Origin of the sequence: Actinomyces gaoshouyii (genome assembly GCF_002072175.1) — a bacterium.
Lineage (GTDB): Bacteria > Actinomycetota > Actinomycetes > Actinomycetales > Actinomycetaceae > Actinomyces > Actinomyces gaoshouyii.
The window spans coordinates 255,361-270,234 of record NZ_MVIV01000002.1 but is presented as its reverse complement, the minus strand read 5'-3'; the positions used below and the strand labels follow the sequence as shown (position 1 = coordinate 270,234).

11 protein-coding genes are annotated in these 14,874 nt (G+C 72.0%); 4 read left to right on the top strand and 7 right to left on the bottom strand.

Annotated elements, in window-relative coordinates:
* Positions 1-287 precede the first annotated feature (287 nt).
* The 3 genes from B1H50_RS02920 to B1H50_RS02910 are packed head-to-tail and all read right to left on the bottom strand — an operon-like array spanning position 288 to position 6,029.
* Positions 288-3,191: a lysylphosphatidylglycerol synthase domain-containing protein gene (locus B1H50_RS02920; protein ID WP_229657825.1), complete on the bottom strand. Its 2,904-nt coding sequence runs from the start codon at positions 3,189-3,191 to the stop codon at positions 288-290.
* A gap of 49 nt (positions 3,192-3,240) precedes the next feature.
* The gene (locus B1H50_RS02915) at positions 3,241-5,763 is read right to left on the bottom strand and encodes a heavy metal translocating P-type ATPase (RefSeq protein ID WP_373284801.1); all 2,523 of its coding nucleotides are present in this window, start codon (positions 5,761-5,763) and stop codon (positions 3,241-3,243) included.
* Positions 5,760-6,029, bottom strand: a complete 270-nt coding sequence (locus tag B1H50_RS02910; RefSeq protein ID WP_080462276.1) for a heavy-metal-associated domain-containing protein — start codon at positions 6,027-6,029, stop codon at positions 5,760-5,762. Before B1H50_RS02910 ends, B1H50_RS02915 begins: the two co-directional genes overlap by 4 nt.
* A gap of 305 nt (positions 6,030-6,334) precedes the next feature.
* Here B1H50_RS02910 and B1H50_RS02905 point away from each other — a divergent pair, with 305 nt between their 5' ends.
* Both B1H50_RS02905 and B1H50_RS09690 read left to right on the top strand, forming a co-directional pair.
* Positions 6,335-7,939 carry an aspartate-alanine antiporter-like transporter gene (locus tag B1H50_RS02905; RefSeq protein WP_095532460.1) on the top strand — a complete coding sequence of 535 codons (1,605 nt, stop codon included), beginning with the start codon at positions 6,335-6,337 and terminating at the stop codon, positions 7,937-7,939.
* Positions 7,940-8,122: 183 nt separating this feature from the next.
* Positions 8,123-9,109: a CAP domain-containing protein gene (locus B1H50_RS09690; RefSeq protein ID WP_080462275.1), complete on the top strand. Its 987-nt coding sequence runs from the start codon at positions 8,123-8,125 to the stop codon at positions 9,107-9,109.
* Between the two features lie 224 nt (positions 9,110-9,333).
* Here B1H50_RS09690 and B1H50_RS02895 read toward each other — a convergent pair whose 3' ends face one another.
* From B1H50_RS02895 to B1H50_RS02880, 4 genes are all read right to left on the bottom strand, one after another.
* Positions 9,334-10,146, bottom strand: coding sequence for a hydroxymethylpyrimidine/phosphomethylpyrimidine kinase (locus tag B1H50_RS02895; protein ID WP_080462274.1), 813 nt, complete (start codon positions 10,144-10,146; stop codon positions 9,334-9,336).
* 196 nt (positions 10,147-10,342) lie between these two features.
* Positions 10,343-11,167 carry a 5'-methylthioadenosine/S-adenosylhomocysteine nucleosidase gene (gene mtnN, locus B1H50_RS02890; protein WP_080462273.1) on the bottom strand — a complete coding sequence of 275 codons (825 nt, stop codon included), beginning with the start codon at positions 11,165-11,167 and terminating at the stop codon, positions 10,343-10,345.
* Positions 11,168-11,176: 9 nt separating this feature from the next.
* Positions 11,177-12,073 carry an alpha/beta fold hydrolase gene (locus B1H50_RS02885; RefSeq protein WP_080462272.1) on the bottom strand — a complete coding sequence of 299 codons (897 nt, stop codon included), beginning with the start codon at positions 12,071-12,073 and terminating at the stop codon, positions 11,177-11,179.
* A gap of 63 nt (positions 12,074-12,136) precedes the next feature.
* Positions 12,137-12,589 carry an S-ribosylhomocysteine lyase gene (locus B1H50_RS02880; protein ID WP_080462271.1) on the bottom strand — a complete coding sequence of 151 codons (453 nt, stop codon included), beginning with the start codon at positions 12,587-12,589 and terminating at the stop codon, positions 12,137-12,139.
* Between the two features lie 97 nt (positions 12,590-12,686).
* On the opposite strand from B1H50_RS02880, the gene B1H50_RS02875 reads away from it, so the two are divergent.
* Positions 12,687-13,541, top strand: coding sequence for an alpha/beta fold hydrolase (locus B1H50_RS02875; protein ID WP_080462270.1), 855 nt, complete (start codon positions 12,687-12,689; stop codon positions 13,539-13,541).
* A gap of 33 nt (positions 13,542-13,574) precedes the next feature.
* Positions 13,575-14,828 (top strand): AI-2E family transporter, encoded by a 1,254-nt coding sequence (locus B1H50_RS02870; protein ID WP_080462269.1) that lies wholly within the window; start codon positions 13,575-13,577, stop codon positions 14,826-14,828.
* Positions 14,829-14,874: the final 46 nt, after the last annotated feature.

Below are 14,874 nucleotides of genomic sequence, written 5' to 3'. Positions count from 1 at the left end.
GGTTTGAGGATTGCTCGGGCCTCGAGGGGGCCGGGCGCGGCGTTTGCCTTAAGAGCAGGCCTATGGACTGGGCAAACGCGAGTCATGACGTCATGTTAGAAAAAGGAATCCTCAAACTTCGCCATTTTCTTCTCAGTCAAGGTCCAACAAGGACACCACTGGCCACGAAAATGCTGCACGAGGAGCGGGGCGCCGGCCGAGGACCCGCCGAGCGGGTCTCGCTCCGCCTCACCCCTGGTGGGAGGGGCTCAGTCCTGTCCTCGTCAGGACGGGACCGCGTCGATGGCTCACAGCTCCCCGAGCTTCTGGAGGCGCTGGAGGCTGAGCCAGCCGATGGGGATCGGGATCCAGAAGGTTACCAGGCGGTAGACGATGGCGGCTGACAACGCGGTGCCGCTGGGGATCCCCGCAGCGATGAGGCCCGCCGTCAGGGCGAACTCCACCGGTCCGATCCCGCCGGGGGAGGGCACCACGGACCCCACCGTGTTGGAGGCGAAATAGGCGATCGCCAGCATGGAGAAGGGCAGGGTGAAGCCGAAGGCCCACAGGCTCGCCCCGAAGGCCAGGATGTAGGACAGGCTCAGGAGCACCGCCCCTCCCACGCCGGCGAGCAGCCGCGCGGGGTTGGACAGGATCCACACGAGCCGGGGCCGGACCTGCCGGTACGTGGGTTCGATCTTCTCCCAGATCCAGATGCGCGCCCGCGGCACGGCCAGGACTATGGCGACGAGCGCGGCCAGCAGCACGGCTCCCAGCAGTACCCAGCCCGAGGGCAGGGTCAGCCCTGTCGACTGCCCCGTCGTGGCGGCCAGGATGACGAGCAGCACCAGGGTGACGAGGAACTGCACGACCTGGACGAGCGCCACCGTGGCCACGCCGACCGCCGTCGGCACGCCCTTGCGGGTCAGGAAGCGCAGGTTGATCGCCGCCCCTCCCACGCCGGCGGGCGCCACCAGCGCGACGACGGAGGAGGCCAGGTGGACCTCGGTGGAGCGCCACAGGCTCAGGCGCTCCGGGGTGAAGGCCACCAGGATGATGCCTGCCCCCAGGTAGGTGGCCAGTGAGAAGACGAGCGCCCCCAGGATCCACCAGGCATTGGCCTGGGCCACGGCGTTGGAGACCTCTTCGAAGTTCATGCGGGCCAGGAGGGACCACACCGCCACGAGGAAGATGATGGCCATGACCACGGTGCGCGCCTGGAAGCGGTTGATGCGGGCCGGTTCGGCGTGGGCGGTGGGCGTGAGCGCCACGAGGGCGTCCCTCAGCTCCTGGAGGACCCGTCCACGGCGGCCCATGGCTCGGCGGGTGTCGGCGGGCAGGACGACGCGCTGGAGCATGGGAGCGATGGAGGCCAGCTGGGGGGTGGTCAGGACCCGGGAGGCTGACGCGATGGCGCGCTCGACGCCCACGGAGCCCGCCAGGAGGGCGAGGGCCTGGGCGAGGTCGACGCGTCGGGACAGCTCCGAGGAGATCGTCTCCCCGGAGTCCCAGCCGAGCAGCCACACGCGGCGCGCATCATCCACGACGACGCTGTCCCCGCTCAGGCTGCGGTGCGCCAGGCCGGCCGCGTGAGCGCGGCGGAGCTGATCCCACAGACCGGTCAGGACCGCGTCGGGAATATCGGGGCCGAGCTCGGACAGGGCGCGCGAGCCCGCGATGTGGTCCGTCACGAGCAGCACGGACTCAGGGGTGTCCGCCATCCCGCGCAGGGCGGGCGTGCGCACCCCGGCGCGGCGCGCCTCCAGCGTCATGAGGGCGGCGTGCTCGGCCTCGGAGCGGATGGACATGCCCCGCTCGGGGGACAGTCCCCGGACCCGGATCCTGTCCCACAGTGTGGCCAGGTAGCCGGCGACCTGCCGGTCGGCGTCGATGATCGTCAGATCGTGGCGCGCGCCCATGCGGTCCCAGACCGCGTACATGCGGTGGGCGCTGGGCTTCCCCGGGGACAACGAGCGGGCCTCGGCGATGAGCGCCGGGGAGTCGATCGCCGGCGCCGGCGCGATCGTCGACGACGGCGCCGCGGCGCGGCCCTCACGCGCGGGGGGCAGAGCGGCCGTGTCCGGATCCGTGCCCGGCCCCTCGGCGGGCGACCCGGCGGACGGCGCCGTATCCGGAGGCGTGGCCGCCGTCATCGCCCATGCCACGGCGGGGGAGCCGGCGGTGTCGCCACTGGTCTCCGACGCGGGCGAGGCGCTCGCGGGCGCCAGCGGGCTCTCCCTCACCTCCTCGGTGTAGCCCAGTGGGGCGTCCGTGGTCACCCACCAGGCCGTCGCCCCGGGAGCGCTGTCCACGCGGACCACGCGGACGGCGTCGACCCCCGCCCGGCGCAGCGCCCGCACGAGGGCGATGCCGTGGACGGAGCGGTCCTCCACCCCGAACAGGCAGCGCAGTGCCAGGCCCGCCAGGCGGCCCAGGAGGAGGGAGAGCAGTGCCCCGGGAAGAGTGATGGCCGAGCGCAGCACGGCGAGCCCGACGATCGTCCAGATCGCCACCCAGCCGTAGCGAACAGTGGCCGACGAGCGCCGCTCGCCCGCGGCCGTGAGCAGGCCCACCAGGGCGGCGAAGACAACGGATACGCCCAGGCGCGGAAGGCCCGAGGCGGTGACGGTCAGGCCGGCGGAGAGGGCCGGCGGCGCCCAGGCCTCCAGCGCCCACAGGGCCGTGATGGTGAGGATCCAGCCGGCGACGGCCCCGGCGGCGCTCTCGGCGGCCCCCCGCCAGCGCCCCCGCAGGAGCTGGTCGAGGAGGATGAGGACCGGGATGAGGAAAGTCGCCAGTCCCTCAAGGGTCTGCAGGGGGAGGATGAGCACCTGGCGCAGCACGGAGGACAGCACCACGCGGACATCCGCCGTGACACCGGTGGTCGTCTCATGCGCGTAGGTGGCCAGGACGAGGACCGACAGGATGCCCGCGCTCACCAGGGCGAGGCTCAGCAGGTCCTCGGCGCGGCGACGGCGGCGGGGGGCCTCATCGACGAGCAGCGCCGCCGAGCGGGGGCCGGGCTCCGGGTCAGGGGCCGCCTCCACCACGGGCGTCAGGCCGATGCGGGGGATGCCGACTGGGGATGTCGCGGGCGTCGGAGGCGCCGGCGGGACATCGGACGCTGGCGGTACAGGCGCCGCGGACAGGGCGGGCGCAGCGTCGGCGGGCGCGCTGCCCGAGGTCGGGATCTCGGCGTCGGCATCGGTCATGGCGGGATTCTACGGGGATCGGCGCGCCAACCCGCTGCGTCTCAGCACCTCATCCGGCTCTGCGCAGCCGCAGCGAGTTGGCCACGACGATGACGCTGGAGCAGGCCATCGCCCCACCGGCGATCATCGGGTTGAGCATCCCCGCCATGGCCAGCGGGATCGCCGCCACGTTGTAGGCGAAGGCCCAGAATAGGTTCTGCTTGATGATCCGCAGGGTGGCCCGGCTCACCCGCACGGCGGCGACCACCGCGTCGAGATCGGCCCGTACGAGGGTGATATCGGCGGCCTCGATGGCCGCATCCGTCCCCGAGCCCATGGCCAGTCCGAGCCCCCGAGTGCCCGCCTGGGCGAGGGCCGCGGCGTCGTTGACCCCGTCGCCCACCATGCCGACGACGGCGCCCGAGGCCTGGAGCCCGGCGACGACGTCGCGCTTGTCGGCGGGCAGGACCTCGGCGCGCACATCCGCCGGATCAATCCCGACCTGACCCGCCACATGCGCTGCCGCCCGGGCGTTGTCCCCGGTCAGCAGGATCGGGCGGATTCCCAGGGTGCGCAATTCGGCGATCGCGGTGGCCGAGGAGGCCCGCACCGTGTCGCGCACCGCCAGCACGGCGGCGGCCCGGCCATTCACGGCGACGACAACTCCGGTGGCCCCGGTCGACTCGGCGGCCTCCAGCGCGTTGGACAGGTGGCCGGGCAGGGCGATGCCGCGCTCGGCGATCCAGGAGGCCCGGCCCACGGCGACCTCGCGCGCGCTTCCCGGCTCCGAAGCGGTGCCGGTCACCCGGCCCGTGACACCCCGGCCCTCGTGGTTGACGAAGCCCTCGACCCCCGGGAGCCGGGAGCCCCCGATCTTCGCGCGCTTGTGGGCAGCGGCCGTGATGGCGGCCGCCACCGGGTGCTCGCTGAGGGCCTCGAGCGCGCCCGCCAGCATGAGGGGGTCGATCGTGGGGAGGGCGGATCGGCCCTGGAGCGCCGACTCACTCCCGATCCCGGCGCTGGCGGCGGTGTCGAGGCTCATGCGCCCCGTCGTGATAGTGCCGGTCTTGTCCAGGACGATCGTGTCCAGCGAGCGCGTGAGCTCCAGGACCTCCGGGCCCCGGATGACGACGCCGAGCTGGGCGGCCCGGCCCGAGCCCACGAGGATCGCGGTGGGCGTGGCCAGGCCCAGGGCGCAGGGGCAGGCGATGACGAGCACCGCGACCGACGCCGTGAGGGCGTCCTGCGCCGAGGCTCCGACCACGAGCCAGCCGATGAGCGTCAGGGCGGCGATTCCCAGGACGGCGGGCACGAACAGCCCGGAGATGCGGTCGGCGAGGCGCTGGACGGGCGCCTTGCCCGCCTGCGCCGCGCTCACCAGCGCGCCGATCTGCGCCAGGGTGGTGCTCTCGCCCACGCGCGTGGCTCGCACGAGCAGGGCGCCGGAGGTATTGATCGTCCCACCGGTCACTTCGTCGCCCACGCCGACCTCCACCGGCACGGACTCGCCGGTGAGCAGGGAGGCGTCCACGGCGCTGGCGCCCTCGACGACGACGCCGTCCACGGCGATCTTCTCCCCGGGGCGCACGGCGATGAGGTCGCCGGCGACCAGGTCATCGACTCCGACCCGTTCCTCGCAGCGCTTGGTGCCGGGGCGGGGAGCGCCGTCGTCGTTGAGCACGTCGACGGCGTCGGTGGAACCTGAGGGAGCGGTGAGTCGGACGCGGCCAGCTTCCTTGGCGCCGAGCTCGAGAAGGGCGCGCAGGGCGTCCCCGGAGCGGTACTTGGCGCGGGCCTCCGCGTAGCGGCCTGCCAGGAGGAAAGTGGTCACCCAGGCGGCCGACTCGAAGTACATGTGCGGGTGGTGCCCACCCGCATGGGCGCCGGCGAGCATTCCGGACAGGTCCATGGGCATCCTCATGCCGATCTCGCCTGCGCCGCCCCAGATGAGGGCCCACAGGCTCCACAGGGTGGAGGCGGTCACGCCGAGCGAGACGAGCGTGTCCATGGTGAGGGCCCCATGGCGCAGGCCCGCCAGAGCCGTGCGGTGGAAGGGCCAGGCGCCCCAGGTGACGACGGGCAGTGCGAGGGCGGCCAGCGCCCACTGCCAGCCGGAGAACTGGAGGGCCGAGCTCATTGAGATCGCCATGACCGGGACCGAGAGCAGGAGGCTCAGGACCAGGCGGCGCCGCAGGTCCTCGGCGCGCACGAAGTGGGAGGCGCCCAGCGAGCCGCGGGCGCTTCTCGCGATCGCCGGCTCCGTGGTCGCAGGAGCGGCGCCTGCGGCGGGGGCGCCGCCGGTGGGCCGGGTCGATGGCTCCTCGGAGGAGGACGGCGGTGCCGGCTGTGCCGGGGCGGCCGTGCTCGCCGCCGCGGAGGGGCCGGTGAGGGCCGCCGAGTACCCGGCCCGGGCGACGGCGGCGATGAGCTCGTTATCCGTCACAGAGTCGGGAACGGTGAGGTGGGCGGACTCGGTGGCCAGGTTGACACTGGCCTCGACGCCGTCGATCCTGCGCAGCTTCTTCTCCACGCGCGCCACGCAGGACGCGCAGGTCATGCCGCCGACAGCGAGATCGACCTCGCGGGTGCTCAAGAGATGCGGACGTCGCGCTCGACGGTGTCCAGCGAGTAGTCACCGGCCTCGTCGATCGCCTCGGCCAGGGCGGCATCCTCGAGAACGACGTCCGAGACGACCGTGACGACGGACTGCCCGCCCTTGTTGAGGACGACGGAGACGTTCTTGACGCCCTTGAGCGCCTCGAGCTCTTCGGTGACGTGGGCGACGCAGTGCCCGCACGTCAGGCCGGACACCTTGAGAGTGGTGGTGCGGTCGATGCCGTCGTCGGTGAAGTCGGCCATGGGAATGCTCCTCGCTGCGGTGCTGCTGCGTGTCCGCCTCGGATATGAGGCACTGCGAACGTACTCCCGGCCGCGGCGGCGCACCAAGCCGCCTTGTCTCCCGGCGAAACCGGGACTATGCGGGGGCAGTGGATGCGGTCCGAGGGGCTGGCACCGGGTCTGGCGGGAGCGCCGGAGGGCGCCCGGCGTCCGATGGGGCGAGGGCTCGGCCCGTGACCGCATCCACCGCCCCCGCCCGCCGCGCCCCGAGGAGGGGGCGCACGCTGATGTGGCCTACCCTGTCCGATGTGCCTGGAGCTATTCACATGACCTATCCGGTCGCGGCGGGGCTCATCCCTGAGGGCGTCATCGACGTCCTCGCCGCCACCCCCCTGCTCACGGTCTTCCTCGTCATCGGGCTCGGGACCGCCGTCGGCCAGATCCCCTTCGGGCCGATCCGCTTCGGCGCGGCCGGGGCGCTATTCGCGGGGCTCGCCGTCGGCGCGCTGGATCCCAGGCTCGGCGCCGACCTCGGGATGCTGCGGGCCCTCGGGCTCGGGCTGTTCTGCTACACGGTGGGGCTCGGCGCGGGGAATACCTTCTTCCGCAACCTCGGGCGGCAGATGCCCCTCATGGCGCTGTGCGTCGTCGCGCTCGTCGCCGCCGGCGCGGCGGGGGCGGGCTTCTCGCGCCTGACCGGGGTGACGCCCGCGATGGACGCCGGTGCCTACGCGGGCGCTCTGACCTCCCCGGTGCTCGATGCCGCGATCGAGGCCGCCGGGAATCAGGAGCCCTCCATCGGCTACGCCATCGCCTACCCCGTGGGCGTGGCTGTGGCGATCATCGTCGTCGCCATCGTCATCGGCCAGCGCTGGCCCGGCCGCAAGGATCCCCGTCCCGCCAGCGCCGACGGCATCACCGCCACCAGCGTCTACGTGCTCACCCGCGTGCGGCTGGACCAGATGGAGGCCTTCACCCGCGCCCACATCCGCATCTCCTACCTGGAGCGCGACGGCGTCACGCGCGTCGTCGACCCCGGCGAGGAGCTGGCGCCGGGGGACAAGGTCGTCGTCGTCGGGGCGCCCGCCGCAGTCGAGGAGGCCATGCACGAGCTGGGCACGGAACTGCGCTCCTGCCTGGCCAAGGACCGCCGGGCCGTGGACCACCGCCGGCTCACCGTTTCCTCCACCCGCGTCGCGGGGCGCACGATCGCCGAGCTGGACATGCCCGGGCGCTTCGCGGGCGTCATCACCCGCGTGCGGCGCGGGGACCTCGACCTGCTCGCCCGCGACGATCTCGTGCTCGAGCTCGGGGACAGGGTCCTCGCCGTCGTGCCCAGCGAGAGGCTGGAGGAGGCCGCCGACTGGTTCGGCGACTCCGAGCGCAAGATCTCGCAGATCGACGCCTTCAGCGTCGGTATCGGCATGGCCCTGGGCGTGCTGCTCGGCCTCATCGCCATCCCGCTGCCCGGTGGCATCACCCTCAAGCTGGGGGTCGCCGCGGGGCCGCTGCTCGCCGGGATGATCCTCGGGCGCCTCGGGCGCACCGGCCCCTTCCTGTGGGGGCTGCCCCATGCCGCGAACGCCACGATCCGCCAGCTCGGGCTCCTGTTCTTCCTGGCCGCGATCGGCCTGGCGTCCGGCCCGCAGTTCGCGGCCGCCGCCTTCTCCTCCACGGGCATGGCGGTGGGCGGGCTCGCGGCGATCGTCGTCGTCGTCAGCGCCGTGGTACTTCTCACGGGGGCGAGATTCGCCGGGCTCTCCGCCGTGCGAGCCGCCGGTGGATTGGCGGGCCTCGTGGGGCAGCCGGCGATCCTCTCCTACGCCCTGTCTCGCAGCGACGACGTGCGGATCGAGGCCGGGTACGCGACCCTCTTCGCCCTGGCGATCGTGGTCAAGATCGTGATGGTTCAGATACTCGCGGCCCTGTGAGTCACCTCCCAAACCTGTCGCGACGAGGCGCGTAGCGAAGAAGTTCCTGAGCCCGTCAGGTAACATGGAGATCACGGGATGAGTATCATGAAGGCGCGGACCCCATCCGCGCCTGATGCTCACGAGTTCCTAGCGTCCCGGTGAGTCATCGACAGAACTGACTACCCATGGAGATTCAGCCCTGTGAAGATCGCCCATCTCTTCGCCGCCGCCGCAGTCACCGCGTCGCTCGTGGGGACCACCCCCCAGGCCGTCGCGGTGCAGGCCCCGGTGTCGCCGGTCAGCCCCGGAGCCGCGGGGGTCCTCCTGCCCGCTGCGACCTCCGTCGATAGTGCCGCCGCCCAGCAGATCCTCGCCCGCGTCAATGAGCTGCGCCAAAGCATCGGCCTCAAGCCGCTGACCCGGCTCGTCGCGCTTGACGATGTCGCCCAGGACTGGTCCGGCCAGATGGCCGCCGAGAACAACCTGTACCACCGGCCCGACCTGCGCAACGCCTTCCCCTCGGGATGGACGTGGGTGGCCGAGAACATCGCGATGAACGGCAACGGCCTGTCCGGCGCGGAGCTCGGCAACGCCCTGTTCCAGCAGTGGGCGAACTCCTCGGGCCACTACCAGAACATGGTGGATCGCAACGCCACGGCGATCGGGATCGGCATCGCCCGGTCCTCCAACGGCTCGATCTACGCCACCCAGAACTTCGCCGCCTACCCCGACGACATCCAGGCGGGCTTCGAAGTCTCCGGTGGGGGCTCGTCCATCTCGCCATCGACGGCGCCGAACAACTCTGGAGCGCCCAGTGGTGGAACCTCGACGGAGGCCGCCCAGCCCGCGCCCGGGGCGAGCCCGACGCCGGACGCCGCCGAGACCCCTGATGCCACGGCGACCGCCGCTCCCGCCGCGACGCCGAGCGCCTCGGCGAGCGCGACGGCCACCGCCGCTCCCGTGGCCGTTCCATCCGGCGGCACGACTGACTCGATCGGCGCCCCGAGCACGGCCTCCGAGGTCGTGGCCGCCCCGGCGGAGCCCGCCAGCACGCCACGGTCCACGCAGGAGAGGCTGCTGGGGATGCTCGGTATGACGGGCGCCAACGCGACCCTCGTGCTCTTCGCGATCATCACGCTGGGCGTGGGCGGCGTCGTCCTCATCCTGCGCCGCGGTCTGCGCGACTGATCCACGAGCGATAGACCTGAGCTCGGGAGTGGAGAAAATGGCGGGGTTTGAGGATTCCTTTTTCTGACGCGATGGCAGGTCCGATATTATTGCAGGTCAGCGGCTTGCTCGTTGATTGAGTTCCTGCCTGGAGAGTGGTGAGGCGACGAGCAATCCTCAAACCTCGCCATGATGGGAGGGCTGTTTTGAGCGAGGGGTATCGGATGTCCCGGGCGGCCGGGCTCTCAGTGCTGGTAGCTGCCCTGCCAGACGTAGGTGAAGGGGATGTTCCCGCGCATGCCGGGATTGACCGACGCCGAGACCACGTTCTTCGCCGTCACCGCCGCCTCCAGGGGCGTGGCCCCCTTGGCGAGTTCCGCCGTCACCGCAGCGGCCAGTGTGCAGCCCGCGCCGTGCATCCGCTCCGTGCCCACCGCGGGGACCTCCAGGACCTCCAGGGCGGAGCCGTCGTAGAAGACGTCCAGCGCCGTGCCGGTGCCCAGGCTCGGGCCCGCTTTCGCCAGCACGTTGGGCACGCCGAGGTCGAAGATCCGCTTCGCCGCGTCCTTGAGCGCTTCCAGAGAGGTGATTTCCTCGACGCCGGCCAGCGTCGCCGACTCGAAGAGGTTCGGGGTGACCATCGTGGCGCGCGGCAGGATCCTCTCGCGCAGCGCGTTGTCCACCGCCATCGTCGCGGAGAACTCCTGGCCCTTGCAGATGAGGACCGGGTCGAGCACCACGATCGGGAAGCCGTAGCGCTCCAGGGCTGCGTCGACGGCGTCGATCGTGGGCTGCGTGCCCAGCATCCCGACCTTCACGGCGTCGATCCCGGAGTGGACGGTGGCGCAGGCCTCGATCTGATCCGCGATCACCTGCGGGTCCACCGGCACGAAGCGGTGGTCCCAGTTCGCCTTCGGGTTCATGGACACGATGCAGGTCAGCGCTGCGCAGCCGAAGACGCCGAGCTGCTGGAAGGTCTTGAGGTCGGTCTGCGCGCCAGCGCCGCCGGAGGCCTCGGAGCCGGCGATGGTCAGGGCGATGGGGGGAGTAGTGCTCATGGGTCAAGCCTGCACCCAGTGGGCCCCATCGCGCAGCCCGGGGCCTTCGTTCCGATGAGGATCGCGGCCTGTGCCCGGGTCCGATCCGTCGGATCGACCTGATTCCCTCGACGATGAGGCGGTCGCGCGCTGCGGTCATGCCGGGAGCCTGGCGGGCTCGGGGCGCCGACATGGGGCGGTATGAGTCGGCGCGGCCTCAGCCGAGCGCGGCCAGGGCGGCGATGACGACGGCGGCGCTGCGGGCCGCGGCCTCGTCGGCGCCGATGTGGAAGTCCTGGCCCGCCTCGGGCCCGCACAGGTCGGAGATCCCGCGCACCGAGACGAAGGGGATGCCCGCGGCGGCCGCCACCTGCGCCAGCGCCGTCGACTCCATGTCGGTGCACACCGCCTCCGGGAACGCCTCGCGCGTGTCCGCCACGTTCGCCGCCGTCACGAAGGAATTGCCGGAGAGCATCTGCCCGGCATGGATGCGCGCCGACGACGATGCCGGGGTTGCGGTGGCCAGCGCTGCGGGGCCGTGGATCTCGACGGCGTCGCGCAGCCCGGCAGCCGACCCGAAGGCGGGGGGCTGGCCGGGGATCTGGCCTCGGGCGTAGCCGAAGGCCGTCGCATCGGCGTCCGTGAACGCCAAGGCGGTCGAGGCGCATACGTCCCCCACTTCGATGCCCCGGGCCAGGCCGCCGGCCGTTCCGGCCGAGACGATCATGCGCGGCGCCACCCGCGTCAGCGCTTCCGCCAGCGCCGCGGCGGCCGCCACCAGGCCGATCCCCGTGCGGATGAGGATGAGTTCGCGGGAGGCCCCGGGGTCCGCGCCATCGGCGCTTCCCGGGATGGCCGGGGGCAGCGTGAGGCTCGCGGCCCATGCGTCACCGTTCAGCGTGGGGGGAGCGGCGCCGTTGAGCGCGGGGAGGCGTTCGAGGAAGGGGCGCGCCTCCTCCTCCATCGCGGTCAGGACGACGGAATGAACCCGGCGGCCCGGGCGCGCGGGCCGAACGGGCCGTGGGAGCTGAGAGGATGTCATGCCGAGAGCCTATGCGGCCCGCCCGGCCCGCCGCCCGCGCGCGATGATCATCTCCATCCACGGGTCTGACACCGCGTGGAATCGCTCGGGGAAGGTGCGGCGCACGCAGTGCGGGGCATCCACGATCACCGAGGTGGAGATGAGGGGGTTCCTGCGCGAGAGCAGGTTCAGGTAGTGGTCGCCGCGCAGCACCACGCCGTCGGTGCCGGTGATGATGAGCGCGGGGACGGCCAGGCCGTCGACCACCTCCTCCCACGGTGTCGGCGGGGACACGCAACCCAGGCCGATGAACCGCAGGTCGACGCCGCAGGATGCCTCCACGCTCGCGCGCACCTCCCGGTGCGACCACGTGGGGTTCTCGGTGGTCTCCGCGGTGAAGCGGGCCTCGGGATCCTTCGCGATGCCTTTCATCCCGGCCACCTGCCGGAAGGCGTTCGCGCGCAGGAGGGCCCGCCATGTCGGGGTGACGAAGGCGGGGTCCTCCGCGACGACGCCGTCCACCAGGTCCGGGCGGTGATAGGCGACATCGAGGCTGGTCACACCGCCCATGGAGTGCCCCACGAGCAGCAGTGGCGCGCGCAGGGGGCCGACCGAGGGCTCCTCGGGCGACGTGCGCAGGCCGTGGGAGCGCAGGTCCTCCAGGGCGTCGGAGAGGTCGGCGGCCAGGCGGCGCCCGGCGGTCTCCTGGTTCTTCAGGTCGGCGTTGTCCCAGCGGGGGGAGTCCCCGTGGCCGCGCGCGTCGAGCGCGACGATCCGGTGGCGCGGCGCCCAGTGCTCGATCGCCTCGATCCAGCAGGCGGCCGAGTCCGTGATCCCGTGGGATAGGACGAGAACGGGCGCCTCGGCGTCGTCGAGCCGCCCGGCGAGGTGCCGGGCGAGGGGTGCGGGAGCGGGATCAGCGGTCATGCCCTGATCGTAAATCCCGCCCGCCGGCGAGACCGCTCTCGCCGGCGGGCGGGGCGGGCGGGATCAGGAGGGGAAGACGGTCTCCCACTCCTCGCGCTCGGCCAGGAAGGCTCGCGCGGCGTCCTGGGCCTGGTCCAGCGAGTGGTTCGCGCCCCAGCCGCACTGGACCTCATTGGCCGCCGGCACCTCGGTGGCCGCGAGGATGTCGCGCATCGTCGCTTCCAGGAGCCCCAGGAACTCCTCGGTCTCAACGCCCAGCATGAGCGCGTAGAAGCCCGTCTGGCACCCCATGGGGGAGAAGTCGATGAGCCGGTCGGTGCGGTTGCGCATGAGCTCGGCGCTCAGGTGCTCGATGGAGTGGACCGCCTTCATCGCAAGGTGCTCCGCATTGGGCTGGCAGAAGCGGACGTCGTACTTGATGAGGGTGTCTCCGCCCGGCAGCTCCTTGCGGTCGGCGATACGGACGTAGGGGGCCCGCACCCTCCGATGGTCCAGATTGAAGGACTCCACGTTCATCCGTCCGGTCCGTGCGCCCTCGTTGGTGACGACCTGTTGCTTATTCGTATCTCTATCCCCTGTCATGGGCACAGCCTAATGGGGGAGGATAGCGCCCATGCACTCCTCCCTGGCGCGGATCACCGTGGGCCGCGACGACGCTCCCACCCTCGTTCTCCTGCACGGCATCACCTCCTCGGCCATCTCCCAGGCCGACGCGATCAACCACTGGGCCCGGCGCGGCTACCGGGTCGTCGCCGCCGACGCCCGCGGGCACGGGCTCTCCCCCCGCTGGGAGGACGCGCGGCTCGCACGGGCCGGCGATCAGCTCGTCGACGACGCCCTGGGCCTCCTCGCCGACCTCGACACCCAGGCCCGGGGCCGTGCCGCCCTGGGATTGACCGCGGCGCCGGCCCCGATCGTGCTCGGCCACTCCATGGGCGGGGCCACCGCCATGGTCGCCGCCACCCGCCACCCCGAGCTCCTCAGCGGCCTCGTCCTGGAGGACCCCTCCCTCTACGGGACCCGAAGCCCCTCCGATCTGCTCGCCCGCGGCGCCGCTCGGGAGCGCTCCCTCGACACCGAGCTCGCCAATCCCGCCGGCGCCGTCCTGCGGGCCCTCGCCTCGGCCACCATGCCCGAGGCCGAGGCCCTGCCCTCGGTCTGGGCCAGTCAGCGCGTGGATCCAGCGCTGCTCCGCACCGGCGTCGTCGCCCCCGAGGTCCCCTGGCGCGAGGCCATGTCCGCCCTGACGATTCCCACGCTGCTGCTCAGCGGTGACCAGCCCGGCTCCGCCCGCCTCGGCGCCGGAGGCCTGGAGGAGGCCCGCGCCCTGGGCAACCCGCTCATCACCACCATGCTCATCAAGGGCGCGGGGCACCTCATCCGCCGCAGCCGGCGCCGCGGCTACTATGCCGCCGTCGACCCGTGGCTCGAGCGCCTCCTGGCTCCCATCGGCGGCACCGCGGGATGAGCCAGGAGCGGTAGTCATGGGAGGATACGGCCCATGAGTACTGCCATCCCTAAGACAGAGCGGTTGACGCCGCCCCTGCCGGTGACAGCGGCCGATCAGGAGGGGCCCGCCTCCCCGGTACCGCCGCCCTCCGCGCCCTCCGGGGAGCCCGGGCGCAGCCAGGGGGAGACGATCGCCTTCACGGTGGCCGCGCTCGCGGTGTGCTGCGTCGGCATGTACTACGCGCGCGGGCTCATCGGTCCCGTGTTCCTCGCCCTCACCCTGGTCATCACCGTGCGGCCCCTGATCGCCTGGGCCACCCGCCACCGCATCCCGAGGCCCGTCTCCGCGCTCGCCGCGATCATGATCATCTACACCTTCGTCGTGGGCCTGTTCGCATTCCTCGGCATCGCCGTCATACAGCTCATCGACACCCTCCCGGGCTATTCGGACAGGTTCGCCGACATCTGGACGCAACTGCAGGACCGCCTCACCCGACTGGGCATGTCCCAGGCCGACCTCATCGCCCAGTTCTCCAAGGCCGTCGACACCTCCAAGGTCGTCAGCTTCGCCCAGGCGCTCCTCGGGCAGATCTCCGGCATCGGCTCCATGCTCACGGTCATGGGCCTGGCCGTCATCTTCCTCATGTTCGATATGTCGCGCATCGAGAGGCGCACCCGCGCCCTCGTCATGCTCAAGCCGAGTCTCGCCTCGGCACTGGCCGGCTTCGCGCAGTCCGTGCGCTCCTACTGGCTGGTCTCCACCGTCTTCGGCCTCATCGTCGCCGTCCTCGACACGATGGCCCTGTGGTGGCTCGACGTGCCCATGGCCGTGACCTGGGGTGTCGTCGCCTTCGTCACGAACTACATCCCCAACATCGGATTCGTCATCGGCGTCATGCCGCCGGCCCTCCTGGCCATGGTGGACTCCGGGCCCTGGACTGCCCTGTGGGTGATCGTCATCTACTCACTGCTCAACTTCGTCATCCAGTCCATCATCCAGCCCAAGTTCACCGGCGACGCCGTGGGTCTCAACACCACCGTCACCTTCATCTCCCTGCTGTTCTGGTCCCAGGTCATCGGCGCGCTCGGCGCGATCCTGGCCATCCCGCTCACCCTCTTCGTCAAGGCCCTCCTCATCGACACCGATCGGCGCGCCGCCTGGGTGAGCCTCTTCCTGTCCGCCGGGGACAATCCGCCGGATCCCGTCGAGCAGGTGGATCTCGACGACGTCGACCGCGCCGACCTCGATGGCGACGGCCCGGGTCCCGCCACCCCTGAGGCCGACGAACCGGTCCGCGCCCAGTAGCGGGAGCCCCTGGGCGCCTGCCCGCCTTCAGGCGGGTGTCAGGGAT